The following is a 13,159-nucleotide window of genomic DNA, read 5'->3' on the forward strand; positions in this document are numbered from 1 at the left end:
CCGACCCACGTGGGATGGCAGCTCCGGCTCGATCAACTCCCACAACTCATCCGAAATCACACCAGTTCTGAGCACTCATCCATGATCAACCACACCAAACGAAAGAATTGGGAGACACGCCCTAGTCAGAGATGCTCAAGGGCGAACGGGCACCCACCACGTCACGCACGAACTGACTCTTCCGACGGACGAGTACTGCGCACGCGGATCTCGCATCCTCCAAGACCGCACCGACTATGGCAAGCAACTATGGGCGCACATACTGAAGGACCAGCTGTGCGTGACCGAGGGCGAGTTCTGGGCATGCGTGAGAGAAGGGACCGCACCGGGTCGAGGTAGCCCAGCGATGACCGACGAGAGCATTCCGGCACAGCTCATACACATACTCCTCGACGACGTCCGCCTACCAGAAGCCGATGTGACGAGTATGTCCAAGCAGGAGGCCATCGACCGGTCAAGACACTCACGGTGATTCGCGCTACCCGTTGACTGCCCGACGCTGTCAGGATCGGCGTGCCCATGCACCCAGGGCGGTGCGTGCGGTCACGCGGCCATTCTCGCCACCATGCTCGTGGCGGCGTCCCAGAACGAACACAAACAGCCTTCTGTGATCATGATCACGCGGTGAGGAGGCGAAGCCGACGTTCGGCGACGCGAAGTTCGACGGTCTGACTCCAGCTCAATCTCAGCGCGTCCGATTCGATGCCGTCCCCGAACGCGACCAGCTGGTCTGATTCCGCGGTCATGGTTAGCGGATCGGTCGTCAGATCGCCCTCGTCCAGATCGGTGCCGGTGCCCGGCGACGGCCACGCCTCTCGGACGAACCATGCGAGGCGGTGCTCGACCGGGTGCGGGAGAGCCAGGCCGCTACGCCGTTGCCGCCAGATCGATCGGCACCACCCTGTCGCGCCGGTGCCGGTCGAGGCGATCAAGCCGGACGACGCCTGTCGCTCCTGCCGGCCATCGGGCACGGCCAGCAGATACCGGGCAGCCTGGTGTGACGGGTGGCCGACGTAGATCTCGTTCAAGGCCACGAGCCGTTGCCCGTCATCGGTGACGGCCTCTGCCATCGGTCGCGACTCGACCCGGCCGGACGTGTCGGCAGCGGCCGCGTCGCGGAGGAGGGAGGCGACGGCGGACGGTCGATGTGGGACGAGCACGCCGGGGTTGCGTTCGGGCTCCGTGTTGACGCCGATCACCGGCTGGCCGTCGAGGTATTTGGCGACGTTGGCGACGAGGCCGTCCTGGCCGACGACGACCACGATGTCCTCTGGACCGAACAGGAACCGTGGAAGATCGTCCCGTTCGACCTGCCCCCGGCGCCAGTCGACCGGTACCGCGGCGGCCACGGTGGCGAGCGCCTCCTCGGTCGCCGCGTGCCGTGCCTCGACGTCCTCGACCCGCCGTCCCCGGCTGGAGAGGAAGAACGCGGCCTGACCACGGGTGCTGTGGCGGGCGATCAACTCGTCCAGTTCGGTGTGGCGCCGGACGATCACGACACGTGGGGGCAGGGCCATCACCGCTCACCAGCCAGCCGGGCCAGTGCGGGAGCCAGCATGTCGGGCGTGAGGATGACCGTACCGATGTCCGGTAGGTGGCCGGCGAGATCCTTGACGGCCAGGCCGAGCAACGTGGTGCCGTTGAGGTCTCGGTACGCTGCCACTCGCGCCGACTCCACCGCGGCCTCCGCCTCCCCGATGATTCGGGTCGCATCGGCGCGCACGTCGGCGAGTTGCCGTTCTCGGCTTGCCTGAGCCTCGACCTCGATGCGGTCGGCTGCGGCCGTCTCCTCAGCCTCCCGGCGCGCGTTGGCGCCACGCTGGGCCACGAGATCCTGCTCGCGGCGCGCCAGCTCGATCTTGCTCTGCAACTCGTTCTCGCTGATCGTTCGTTCACGCTCGACGGCGAGGGCGCGGCGCTCGTAGGTCGCCCGATCGGCGTCCTGCTGCATCTGCTCGCGCGCCGGTGTCTGCAGCGCCTTCTCCACGTCGGGTTCCGGCCGCACGGCGACCACGCGGACGTCCAGGACGGCGAGGCCGGTCTCGGTCAGCCGGTGATCGGCTCGCAGCCCTTCGGCGAGCCGGTTCCGGACCGCTTCCACACCCTCGGTCAGCGCGGTCCGCAGCGGCATCCGGGCAAGCAGGTCCAAGGCATGCTGCTGGGACGACTCGGTGAGCAAGCCGGCGACCTGCTCGAGCGGGGTGCCCGTCCACAGTCCGCTCTCCGTGTCGATGGAGAAGTCGATACGGCTGGCGGCCAGCCCTGGATCGGTGACCCGGTAGGTCACGGTCGCCTGGACGGTCACATCCTGGAAATCGGCCGACCGAGCGTGGAACAGCAGCGGTACTTCGCGGTCATCGATCGGCACCTCACTGAGCGCCGCGGCAAGTGGACGGAACCAGAATGCCTGTCCAGCACCTTCACGGATCAGTTTGCCCTTGCGGTGCAGCCGGACGTGCGAGGTGGCCGTGCTGCGCAGGTGGCGGAGGCTCGGGTAGCGGGTGATGTGGGCCATGGGGCAACTCCTTATCGTCATTCCGACGATAAAGGCTGTTTGAGTTATCGTCAAGTAGACGATAACCGGAGGTGCGGCACTCATGGATCGATACCGGCCGGCGGAGTACCCGCCGTTCGCCGTCACCGTCGACTTGGTGATCCTGACTGTGCGCGACGACACCATGCGCGTGCTGGTGATCGAGCGCGCCGGGCCGCCCTTCCAAGGACGGTGGGCGCTGCCGGGAGGATTCGTCCGTCCCGACGAAGACCTGCGCCAGGCCGCCACCCGCGAACTGGTCGAGGAGACCGGGTTGACCACCGACATCCATCTCGAGCAACTCGGCAGCTATGGTGCTCCCGATCGCGACCCACGGATGCGCGTGGTCACGGTGGCGTACCTCGCCCTCGCCGCGGATTTACCGTCCCCCGTCGCGGGCACCGATGCGAGCGCGGCTCGCTGGGCGCCGACCGCGGACCTGGTCGCGGAGCCGGACGCGCTGGCGTTCGATCACCGGGAGATTCTGAACGATGGCATCGAGCGGGCGCGCGCCAAGCTCGAATACACGCCGCTCGCCACCGCCTTCTGCGGCCCCGAGTTCACCGTTGCCGAACTGCGGCGGATCTATGAGATCGTCTGGGACGTGCGCCTGGATCCGCGCAACTTCCATCGCAAGGTCACGGGCGCTCCGGGCTTCGTGGAGCCGACCGGCCGGACCAGCACGCGCGACGGCGGGCGGCCGGCGCAACTGTACCGGCGCGGCCCAGCGTCGCTGCTGCATCCGCCGATGTTGCGGATGCCATGACGCGACCTGGCCAACGCACGACCTGGTCAACGCAAGGCTGCCGGGACGGTGTCCTCGGCGCCGTCCGGCCAGCGGACCAGGATGCACCCGCTTCCGTCTGGGTTCACCACTACCTCCGGCGTCTCCGGAAGGAGCGGAGCCGACGACCGGCGGAGCACGACGGCGGCGGCCTGGACGTCACCGGGAGCGACCGGCTCTGCGGAGCGGACCCACGGGACGATCGACGACGGGCCGAGCGGATCCGCTCCCTCCAGCTGGACGGAGCCGGCAACGTTCAGACCGCGCACGCCCTGAACGACCGAGATCATTCCATCAGAGAGTCGCCGGGCCTGGATTCGCGCTGGTTCTCCGGCCTGCGGATCTGCGCCGGGCCGGCGTGTCTCGATAACGACGTCGCCGGGTTCGCCGGCCAGCGCCCAGCCGCCGATGCGCAGGCGCCACGGCCCGGGATCGGCGGGCCACGGACTCTCCTCGCTCGCCGGTAGTGCAACAGCCGGGCCGGCCACGGTCGCATCCGTGGTCGCATCCGTGGCGGCATCCGTGGTGATCCAGGCGAGCCGCAGTTCTACCGCGCCGTGCACGACGGAGGCGACGGTCAGCTCGGGGCCGTGCCGGAGTCCGGCCCACGACGCGCTGTCGCCTTCCGTACCGACGTGGCCATGGCTCAGCCAGTACGGGCGGCAGCGGGAGACGGCGACCGTCTGGCCTAGGTGGATCCGTTGCACCCCGCCGCGGTGCGAGGGCAGGCCGGTCGCATCGAGCAGCGCCGTGTGCGACTCCACCGGTGCGGCGATGCTCGCCGGGAGCAGCTGCGGCGCGCTGTGTGACGAGTAGGCCTGCCGCCGGTAGAACGGATCGTCGGGTTCGGGCACCGCGGCCGGCTGCTGGAGCCGGTCGGTACCGTGGTTGATCAGCCGCACCACGCCGTCGTCGCTGGTTGACTGCACGAGCCAGCCCGGTACCCGGAGCAGCGTGACCGAGTCGCGCTGCCAGTGCGGCAGCGGCTCCGGTGTCGCGGTCCACACCGGATGGCCGGGCGGCAGCAACAGGCCGAGGAACGCCTTGCTGGCCCAGTACGGTGAACCCGCCCCGGTGTAGAGCTGCCGGATCCGCGGGAACTCCCGGTGCCAGCCGATCGGGAGCAGCCCATCGTCGGTGATCGCGCCGTGGTCGATGAAGTGTTGCATGACCGCGGCGGTCAGCGCGCTGGTCTGCCCGGGCGAGAGCGGCGTCGCGTCGGCGAGCGCGCCCGCCCAGAACGGCGCCAGCATGGCGAACCGGTAGGTCAGCGACCGGCCCTGCAACACGGGAGCCCCGCCGGACCCGACCAGCAGCGACGCTTGGTCGAGGAAGGCACGCATCCGGTCCCGGCGCGCGTCGCTCAGCTCCGTGCCACGGATCCGGGCGTCGAGCAGCGGGTACAGATGCCACGCCCAGCCCGCGTAGTAGTCGAAGCTCTGCAGCCGCCCGTCCCGTCCGGCACCGTCCGAGTACCAGCCGTCGCCGACGTACAGTCGCTCTTCCAGCTCGGCGTTGCGGTCGAGATCGTCCTGGCTCCACGGCCCGCCGACGGAGGCGAGGAACGACTCGACCACGTTCTGGAACCACAACCAGTTGTTCCCGTAGTCGGTCGTGCCGACGATGTCGGCGAACCAGTCGACCACGCGGGAGCGGGTGCCGTCGTCGAGCCGGTCCCAGAGCCATGGCCGGGTCTCCGACAGGCCGATCGCGATCGACGCGGCCTCGACCCTGGCCTGCCTGCGTTCGCTCATCCGTGGCCACCGCGCGGGGCTGTCCGGATCGGTGCCGTGCCGCAGCCCGTGCGCGTATTGGTCCAGCAGGCCATGCGGGTCGTGGCCGTCCGCTCCGGCCACCCGGAACGCCGCCATGATGAAGGTGCGGGCGTATCCCTCCAGGCCGTCGGACCAGCGTCCGGAGGCGCTGGCCGGACCCGGAATGCGGATCAGCGCGCGGTCGTCGCCGGCGTACGGTCGCACGGCGAGCAGCAGTCGGTCGGCCAGCTCTTCCCAGCGGCGGCGGGGCCATGGCCGGATGGCATGGTCGGTCACCGCCGCATTGTCGGCACGGTGATCACGGCTGTCGGCCGATATGGACAAAAGACGACTCATTCGATCACCATCGCCTCATGCTGCCACGCGCGCGCCACGAATACCTGCTCCGCTGGCTCGAACTGCACGAGAGCATCCGGGCCAGCGACGTCGCCGAGGAGCTCGGTGTGTCACAGGTGACCATCCGGCGCGATATCGCCAAGCTGGACGCCGACGGTCTCCTCGCCCAGGTCCATGGCGGAGCGTTGGCGGTGCGCAGCGCCGCACGCAAGCCTGCTGCCGCCCGGACGCTGGTGGGCGTCGTCGTGCCGTCGGCCACCGTTTACTATCCGGAGATCGTGCGCGGCATGGAGACGGTCGCTGCCGCCCTGCGTACGCGGCTTGCCCTGGGCATCTCGAACTACCGGCCCGAGCTGGAACGAACGCGCGTGGAGCGGCTGCTGACGCTCGGCGTCAAGGGTTTGGTGCTGACTCCGACGACGAACCGGGGGCAACCGGACGACGTCGCGGCCTGGTTGGAGTCCATCCCCGTGCCGGTGGTGGTGATGGAGCGGCACGTCGACGAGACACCGCTGGTGCGCGAGCTGGACAGCGCGCGCACCGACCACGTGCACGGTGCGCTGCTCGCCGTCGACCACCTGCGCCGGCTCGGGCATGCGCGCGTCGCGCTGGGCATCTTCGATCGCACGCCCACGTCCCGCTGGATCCGTGCGGGCTATACCGACGCCGTCGACCGGCTGGGGCTGGATCTTGCCCCGGTGCGTACTCTTCCCAAGGGTGAGGATGATCCGTCGGCGCTCGCGCGGGCGCTGGGTGATCTGCTCGACGAGTGCCGTGCGTCGGACACCCGGGCCGTCGTCGCCCATACCGATTACCATGCCGCGCGCCTGGTGGAACTGGCGCATGTGCGCGGTTTGCGGGTGCCGGAGGACCTGGCCATCGTTGCCTACGACGACGAACTCGCCGAACTCGCCGACGTGCCGCTCACCGCAGTGACGCCACCGCGCCGTGAGTTGGGGCGCGAGGCGCTGCGGTTGCTGGTCAGCCGGACCGGCGGGACGGACGAGGAACCCGGACCGCCGCGGCATGTTCAGCTCTTGCCGCGCCTCACCGTGCGCGAGTCCTGCGGTCACCCGTGATCATCAACCGTTGGACCGGTGACCATGTGTCCAACGGTTGATGATCACAGGAACGAGTGCGCGCACGAATGTGAACGTTTTTGTCTGATTGCGCTGCGGCGGGCGACGGGGCTGCCACGATGGCCGCGTTTACATCTGAGAGGAGACGAGGGCACGGGGGAACGGCGGCCGTGCGTGTGCCCGATGGCGCCTCGGCGGTCCGTCTACCGTGACGCCATGTGCGCAGTCGGCATCACGATGTTGCGTCGCAGAGCAGCGATCCAAGGAGTGAGGTCAGATGCCCGATCTATCCCGTCGTACATTCGTCCAGAGCATGGTCGGCGCGAGCGTGGGCGCCGCCGTTCCGATCGGTCCCGCCTTCGCCGCCCAGGCCGCGAACCAGGATGGTGCGGCGCCCGAGGCGCGGCTGCACTGGCTGGAGGGGGACCCGTCGCCGATCGGCACCGGCAGCACCTGGGGCGTGCCGTGGGCGAGGGGCACCGTCGACCCGGACCAGCAGTTCGCGCTGCGGTCGTCCGGCGGCGATGCGGTGCCGACGCAGAGCTGGCCGTTGGCGTACTGGCCGGACGGGTCGGTGAAGTGGACCGCGCACGCGCTGGCGGCCGATGCCCAGGCAGCCGAGGAGTACGTCCTGGCGGCCGGCGAGCCGGCCGAGCCGGCCAACGCCGTGACCGTGCAGGAGAACCGTGGCCGGGTGGTGGTAGAGACCGGCGTGATCAGCTGCACGGTGAACAAGCGCGGCCCTTATGTGATCCGTTCGATCAGCAGGGGCGAACGGGAGATCGCGCGGCACGTCGAGCTGGTCAACCTGCGCCAGCAGAAGATCGACGACGGCGACGAGGCCCGGGCCGACCGACGAAAGCTGGTCAGCAAGGTCGAAGAGGTCACGGTGGAGCAGTCCGGCCCGGTGCGGGCGGTCGTCCGGGTCGAGGGTGTGCACTCCGGCCCGGGGCGGGATTGGCTGCCGTTCACGATTCGGCTGTATTTCTACGCCGGCGCCGAGCACGTGCGGATCATGCACACGTTCGTCTTCGACAGCGACGGGAACGAGGAGTTCATCGCCGGCCTCGGTGTGCGCTTCCAGGTGCCGATGGTCGACGAGCTCTACGACCGGCACATCCGGTTCGTGGGTGAGGGGCACGGCATGCTCACCGAGGCGATCCAGCCGATCACCGGAATGCGCCGTGATCCGGGCCGGAACGTCCGAGCCGCGCAGGTGGACGGGAAGCGCTTGCCCGACCCTTCCACGTGGGACACCCGGGTCACCGACCGGCTGCACTGGATCCCGGCCTGGGGCGACTACCGGCTCAGTCAGCTGTCGTCCGAGGGGTTCACGGTGGCGAAGCGGACGACGAGCGGGCACGGTTGGGTGCCGATCGACCAGGGCGGCCGTGCCTCCGGGTTCGGTTACGTCGGCGGCGTCAGCGGCGGCGTCGGATTCGGGCTGCGGGATTTCTGGCAGCGCCACCCCACCCAGCTCGACGTGCGCGACGCGCAGACGGACTCCGCCGAGGTCACCGTCTGGCTGTGGTCGCCGGAGGCGCCGCCGATGGACACCCGCTTCTACCACGACGGCATGGGGCAGGACACGTACGACGAGCAGCTCGATGCACTGGAGATCACCTACGAGGACTACGAGCCCGGATTCGGCACGCCCTACGGGATCGCGCGGACGAGCGAGTTGATGCTGTGGGCGCTGGACGCCACACCGGAGGCGGAGCGGCTCGGCGCGATGGCCGACGTGGTGCGGACGCCGCCGCAGATCGTCAACGAGGTGCAGCACCTGGTCGACGCGAACGTCTTCGGCGGTCTGTTCGCGCCGGTGGACCGATCCACACCGATGAAGGCGAAGATCGAGGACAGCCTCGACTTCCTCTTCGACTTCTACGCCAAGCAGCAGGACCAGCGGCACTGGTACGGCTTCTGGGACTACGGCGACATCATGCACAGCTTCGACGAGGACCGCAGCGTCTGGCGGTACGACGTTGGCGGCTACGCGTGGGACAACTCGGAGCTGTCGCCCGACCTGTGGCTGTGGTACTCCTACCTGCGCTCCGGACGGGCCGACATCTTCCGGTTCGCTGAGGCGATGACCCGGCACACCGGCGAGGTCGACGTCTACCACATCGGTGAGTGGGCCGGTCTGGGCACGCGGCACAACGTGCAGCACTGGGGTGACAGCGCCAAGCAGCTGCGGATCAGCACGGCCATCTACCGGCGGATCTTCTACTACCTCACCGCCGACGAGCGCACCGGCGATCTGATGCACGAGCTGGTCGATGCCGAGGAGACGTTCCTGGTGCTGGATCCCATCCGCAAGATCCGCGAGGGGGAGTACGAGCCCGATCCCCGCGCGCTCGCCATCGGTCTGGGGACGGACTGGTCGGCGCTGGCCGCGGCCTGGTTCACCGAGTGGGAGCGTCGCGGGCCGCAGGCGTCCGCCGCGGAGCGGAAGGTGCTCGGCACGATGCGCACCATCGCAGCGATGCCGAACGGGCTCGCCAACGGCGGCACCCTCTACAACATGGAGACCGGCGAGTTCTTGCCGGCCGAAGCCAGTGTCAGCGGGAGCTCGTTGGGGGCGATGTTCGGCCTGGTGGAGATCTGCGCCGAGCTCATCGACGCCATCGACATGCCCGAGTTCGAGGCCGCGTGGCTGCCGTACTGCCGGCTCTACAACGCCAGCCGCGAGGAACAGGAGGCGGAACTGGGCGGACGCCTCGGCACCAATCTCCGACAGGGCCACACCCGCATGGACGCCTACGCGTACCACCGACTCGGTGACGCCACGTACGCCGATCGTGCGTGGGACTTCTTCCTCCACCCCCGGACCGGCTGGGAGTATTCGGTGGACCAGGACTGGAGCGCGCAGCGGAACGAGGACACGCTCAACCCGACGGACACGGCGGCGTGGGTGTCCACCAACACCACCGCGCTCTATGGTCTGGCCGCCATCCAGAATCTGGCACTGGCGGGTGATCGCCTTCCGGACTGAGCGTGGGCGTGTTGATCGTCATGATGACCTATGTGGTGAGGGCGATCTTTCCGCGCACGTGTCCCTGCTGGCTCAGCTTGTGGGCCTGGTCGGCCTCAGCGAGCGGGTATGTCGCCGAGATGTGCGGCCGCAGGGCGCCGTCGTCGATGAGTTCGGTGATCTGCTCGAGTGCGTGGTGATCCGGCGCGACCATGACGGTGACGGCGCGTCGGCCGGCGGCCCCTGCAGTGGCAGCGAGCTCGTCGAAGGCGGACGGATTGGTCAGTCCGATCAGCAGACCGCCGGGCCGTAGCACCTGCAGGGAGCCGTCCACCGTTTCGCCTGCGACGGTGTCGAGCACGATGTCGATCTCGGAGGTGGCCGTGCGGAAGTCCTGGGTCACGTAGTCGATGATCTCGTCGGTCCCGAGACCGTGGAGGAAGTCGCGGTTGCTGGGGCCGGCGGTGCCGACGACGTGTGCGCCGAGGGCTTTGGCCAGTTGCACCGCCAGGTGCCCGACACCGCCGGCGGCGGCGTGGACGAGCACACGGTCACCGCGGCCGACCTTGCCCACCTCCACCAGTGATTGCCAGGCGGTGAGGGCGGCCAGGGGCACAGCAGCCGCTTCGACGTGGCTCAGACTGGAGGGTTTCGGAGCGAAGTGACGCGCCGGCGCCGCCACGTACTCGGCGTAGCAACCGGGCATGGCCGGGAAACCCGGCATTCCGTACACCTCGTCGCCGACGGCGAAGCGGTTGACGCCCGGGGCGACCGCGGCGACGACGCCGGAGACATCCCAGCCCAGGGTGAACGGTGGCGTGAGCCAGTAGCCCTGTTCACGGATCTGCCAGTCGGTGGGGTTGACACCGGCGGCTCGCACCTCAACCAGTACTTCGGTGGGCCCGGGGGAAGGGCGCTCGGTCTCGATCATGTGGAGTACCTCGGGTCCGCCCAGGGTCTCCTGGCGGATCGCCCGCATCATTTCCGTCATGGCAACAATGCTGGTCGAGGTGGTTCCCGACGTATAGAAGGCACTTTGCTGATATATAGGTACCTTGTGTATACCACTCCTGACCTCCGCTCCCGCGGCGGCGCGGATGCGTATTTGCGTACGTGTGCGTCCCGGGCCGTGCTCGACGTCATTGCGAACAAGTGGGTCTGTCTGGTGATCGGAGCGCTCGGCGGTGGCACGATGAGGTTCGGCCAGCTGCGCCGGCGACTCGACGGGGTCACCCAGAAGATGCTCACCAAGACGTTGCGCGAGCTGGAGCGGGACGGACTTGTGCGACGCGTCGTGTATCCGAGCATCCCGCCGCGGGTGGAATACAGCTTGACTGAACTCGGGCAGAGTCTCATCGATTTGATGGGCGAGATCCGCATCTGGTCCGAGGCGCACATCGACGACATACAGGTCGCGCGTGAGCGTTACGACGACGCTGCGGCACGTGACCTGGACCCGATCGAAACCACTGCCGTCTCATCTCAGCGTGGGAACCGAGTCGGGCGGTGACCCGTTGATCGGTAGGGTCACCGCCCACATGGAGCCGACGTCGAGGAGCGGACGATGTACGCAGCGATATGGCGAGTCCTTCCGGGACCATGGCCGATTCGCCTGCTGTTGTACCTCGCGCTCGTAGCCGCGATCGTGTACGCGCTGTTCATGTGGGTGTTCCCATGGGCGGAGGAGGCGTTCAACATCAACGACGTGACCGTCGGCGCCCCCGGTGCGAGCGCGGCTGCGCAATCCATCGTGGCCGAGTCTCCGTATCTCCCGGCATGGACCAGACTGTGACGAGCGCAAGGAAGACCGAGACCACGACCGCGACCGAGAGCGAGACCGCCGTGGTTCCCACCGGCGGGCACCATGCCGCATGCCCCCGGTGCGTGATCGGCCGTAGAACCGCCCTGATGGGGATGGGTGCTGTCGGTCTGGCGGGGTTCCTGACCGCATGCGGCGACGACGAGCCCGCCGACAGCGCCGATACGCCCGCGCCTGACGCCGGTGAGGACGACGACGGCGGGAACGACGACGCGGGGAACGGCGACACGGACAGGCCGGAGGAGACGGAAGGGACGGCCGAGCCGGAGGAGACGGCCGGCCCGGAGCCGGAACAGTCTCCGACCGGGGACGGTGGCGAGGCGCTCGCGGCCGTCGACGACGTTCCCGTGGGCGGCGGAGTGATCCTCAACGGACCCGGAGTGGTGATCACCCAGCCGTCGGACGGCGAGTTCGCGGCGTTCAGCACCGTCTGCACCCATCAGGGCTGCGCCGTCAGCGAGGTAGCCGACGGGCTGATCACCTGTCACTGCCACGGTAGCCAGTTCTCTGTGGCAGACGGCTCGGTCGAGCGAGGCCCGGCTGAGCAGGCGCTGGAGTCCGTGCCGATCGTCGTCGAGGGCGATCGGATCCTGCCCGGCTGAGCGCGCCCGCCCCACCTCCGCGGCGCCCAGGCCTGACAATGGGAGGCAGGACGAGACCGTCGGCGAGGGAGGTTGCGGGTGCGCGGGCGCGAAGCCGCAGTCGGGCTGGTGACCAGGTTCACCCGTGCGCTCGGGCCGTCGGTGGCACGGCTCCGCCAGGCCGGGGTCACGCTCCTGCAGGCGGCCGCGGCCGCCGGGGCGTCCTGGTATGTCGCCCACGAGCTGTTGGGGCATCGGCCGGGAATCTTCGCGCCGATCGGCGCCATGCTGGTGCTCAGTCTGGCGCCCGGGCGCCGGGTGCGGCGAGCGGTGGAGATCGTCGCCGGGGCCGCCGTCGGGGTGGTCATCGGCGATCTGCTGATCGCCATGATCGGAACCGGGCCCATCCAGGTCTTCGTGGTCGCCACCCTGGCGATGGGGACGGTGACGGCGCTGGGTGCCGGCCCCATGGTGGTCACACAGGCCGGGGTCGCCAGCGTGCTGATCGCCACGATCGAGCCACCGGACGGCCTGTACAGCTCGCTCGCCAACCAGCGTCTGGTGGACGTGTTGATCGGCGGTGGTTTCGGTCTGGCCGCGTCGTTCATCCTGCCCCGGCATCCGCTGGCCAGCACCCGCGCCGCCGCCGTACCGCTCTTCGCCGAATTACGCGCGACGCTGGAACAGATCGCCACGGCGCTGGACACCGGGGACGTCGCAGAGGCCGAGGCAGCCCTGCAACAGTCTCGTACGCTCGACGGCTACGTCCGGACCTGGCAGGAGACGATCGACCAGGCGGAGGAGACGGCAGTGCTGGCGCCGACGCATTGGAGCAAACGGTCCGTCGTCGGCCGGCAGTCGGCCGCGTTGGGCCCGGTCGAACTTGCGGTCCGGGACGTGCGGGTACTCGCACGCGCCACTCTCCGGGTCTGCTCGATGGAGGAGGAGATCTCGCCGGAGCTGGGGCTGGCGGTTCGCGATCTCGCCGCCGCGGTGCTCGGCCTGGAGTCGGAGCTCTACCGGGACAGGGGAGGGGTCAGGGCGCGGGCCGACGCGATACGGGCGGCGGGACGGGCCAGCCTCCTCGTCGCCGGCCGGGCCAGCATGCCTACCAGCGCGGTGGTCGCCCAGGTGCGCTCGACCGCGACCGACCTGTTGCGGGCCCTGGGGCTGGAGGTGACCGACGCTGTTGCCGAGGTGCGTGCGTCGGCGGAGAAGGTGCGCACCCAGCCGCGCGCCGACGACGAGGAGTCGTGAGGGTATGCCCATCGGGAGCGA

General features: G+C 69.1%; 11 protein-coding genes. 7 read left to right on the plus strand and 4 right to left on the minus strand.

What is annotated here, in order from left to right; genetic code table 11:
• Positions 1–617 precede the first annotated feature (617 nt).
• The gene (locus G1H10_RS25785) at positions 618–1,517 is read right to left on the minus strand and encodes a diacylglycerol kinase catalytic domain-containing protein (RefSeq protein WP_163743384.1); all 900 of its coding nucleotides are present in this window, start codon (positions 1,515–1,517) and stop codon (positions 618–620) included.
• Positions 1,517–2,515: an SPFH domain-containing protein gene (locus G1H10_RS25790; protein WP_163743386.1), complete on the minus strand. Its 999-nt coding sequence runs from the start codon at positions 2,513–2,515 to the stop codon at positions 1,517–1,519. The genes G1H10_RS25785 and G1H10_RS25790 overlap by 1 nt, the downstream gene beginning before the upstream one ends.
• 82 nt (positions 2,516–2,597) lie before the next feature.
• Between G1H10_RS25790 and G1H10_RS25795 the strand changes: the two genes are divergently transcribed.
• Entirely contained in the window at positions 2,598–3,299 is a 702-nt protein-coding gene (locus tag G1H10_RS25795) for an NUDIX hydrolase (RefSeq protein WP_163743387.1), read from the plus strand.
• A 26-nt stretch (positions 3,300–3,325) separates the two neighbouring features.
• On the opposite strand, the gene G1H10_RS25800 is transcribed toward G1H10_RS25795, so the two are convergent.
• The gene (locus G1H10_RS25800) at positions 3,326–5,368 is read right to left on the minus strand and encodes a DUF2264 domain-containing protein (protein WP_216853667.1); all 2,043 of its coding nucleotides are present in this window, start codon (positions 5,366–5,368) and stop codon (positions 3,326–3,328) included.
• A gap of 77 nt (positions 5,369–5,445) precedes the next feature.
• Here G1H10_RS25800 and G1H10_RS25805 point away from each other — a divergent pair, with 77 nt between their 5' ends.
• Both G1H10_RS25805 and G1H10_RS25810 read left to right on the plus strand, forming a co-directional pair.
• Positions 5,446–6,507 carry a LacI family DNA-binding transcriptional regulator gene (locus G1H10_RS25805; RefSeq protein ID WP_163743391.1) on the plus strand — a complete coding sequence of 354 codons (1,062 nt, stop codon included), beginning with the start codon at positions 5,446–5,448 and terminating at the stop codon, positions 6,505–6,507.
• A 277-nt stretch (positions 6,508–6,784) separates the two neighbouring features.
• Positions 6,785–9,502, plus strand: a complete 2,718-nt coding sequence (locus G1H10_RS25810; RefSeq protein ID WP_163743393.1) for an exo-rhamnogalacturonan lyase family protein — start codon at positions 6,785–6,787, stop codon at positions 9,500–9,502.
• 28 nt (positions 9,503–9,530) lie between these two features.
• Here G1H10_RS25810 and G1H10_RS25815 read toward each other — a convergent pair whose 3' ends face one another.
• Complete coding sequence (locus tag G1H10_RS25815) at positions 9,531–10,472, minus strand: NADP-dependent oxidoreductase (protein WP_163743395.1); 942 nt, start codon at positions 10,470–10,472, stop codon at positions 9,531–9,533.
• A gap of 66 nt (positions 10,473–10,538) precedes the next feature.
• On the opposite strand from G1H10_RS25815, the gene G1H10_RS25820 reads away from it, so the two are divergent.
• From G1H10_RS25820 to G1H10_RS25835, 4 genes are all read left to right on the plus strand, one after another.
• The gene (locus G1H10_RS25820) at positions 10,539–10,991 is read left to right on the plus strand and encodes a winged helix-turn-helix transcriptional regulator (RefSeq protein WP_163743397.1); all 453 of its coding nucleotides are present in this window, start codon (positions 10,539–10,541) and stop codon (positions 10,989–10,991) included.
• Between the two features lie 54 nt (positions 10,992–11,045).
• Positions 11,046–11,273, plus strand: coding sequence for a hypothetical protein (locus G1H10_RS25825; protein ID WP_163743399.1), 228 nt, complete (start codon positions 11,046–11,048; stop codon positions 11,271–11,273).
• The gene (locus G1H10_RS25830; protein ID WP_216853668.1) at positions 11,270–11,902 is read left to right on the plus strand and encodes a Rieske (2Fe-2S) protein; all 633 of its coding nucleotides are present in this window, start codon (positions 11,270–11,272) and stop codon (positions 11,900–11,902) included. Before G1H10_RS25825 ends, G1H10_RS25830 begins: the two co-directional genes overlap by 4 nt.
• Before the next feature lie 78 nt (positions 11,903–11,980).
• A complete protein-coding gene (locus G1H10_RS25835) occupies positions 11,981–13,138 on the plus strand; it encodes an FUSC family protein (protein ID WP_163743402.1) in 1,158 nt (385 codons plus the stop codon).
• Positions 13,139–13,159 lie beyond the last annotated feature (21 nt).

Origin of the sequence: Phytoactinopolyspora halotolerans, from assembly GCF_010550675.1 — a bacterium.
Taxonomy (GTDB): domain Bacteria; phylum Actinomycetota; class Actinomycetes; order Jiangellales; family Jiangellaceae; genus Phytoactinopolyspora; species Phytoactinopolyspora halotolerans.

Excerpts from the sequence above, each read along its gene's own strand:
- G1H10_RS25785 (WP_163743384.1), bottom strand. The coding sequence starts at position 1,517 with ATGGCCCTGCCCCCACGTGTCGTGATCGTCCGGCGCCACACCGAACTG.
- G1H10_RS25790 (WP_163743386.1), bottom strand. The coding sequence starts at position 2,515 with ATGGCCCACATCACCCGCTACCCGAGCCTCCGCCACCTGCGCAGCACG.
- G1H10_RS25795 (WP_163743387.1), top strand. The coding sequence starts at position 2,598 with ATGGATCGATACCGGCCGGCGGAGTACCCGCCGTTCGCCGTCACCGTC.
- G1H10_RS25805 (WP_163743391.1), top strand. The coding sequence starts at position 5,446 with ATGCTGCCACGCGCGCGCCACGAATACCTGCTCCGCTGGCTCGAACTG.
- G1H10_RS25810 (WP_163743393.1), top strand. The coding sequence starts at position 6,785 with ATGCCCGATCTATCCCGTCGTACATTCGTCCAGAGCATGGTCGGCGCG.
- G1H10_RS25815 (WP_163743395.1), bottom strand. The coding sequence starts at position 10,472 with ATGACGGAAATGATGCGGGCGATCCGCCAGGAGACCCTGGGCGGACCC.
- G1H10_RS25825 (WP_163743399.1), top strand. The coding sequence starts at position 11,046 with ATGTACGCAGCGATATGGCGAGTCCTTCCGGGACCATGGCCGATTCGC.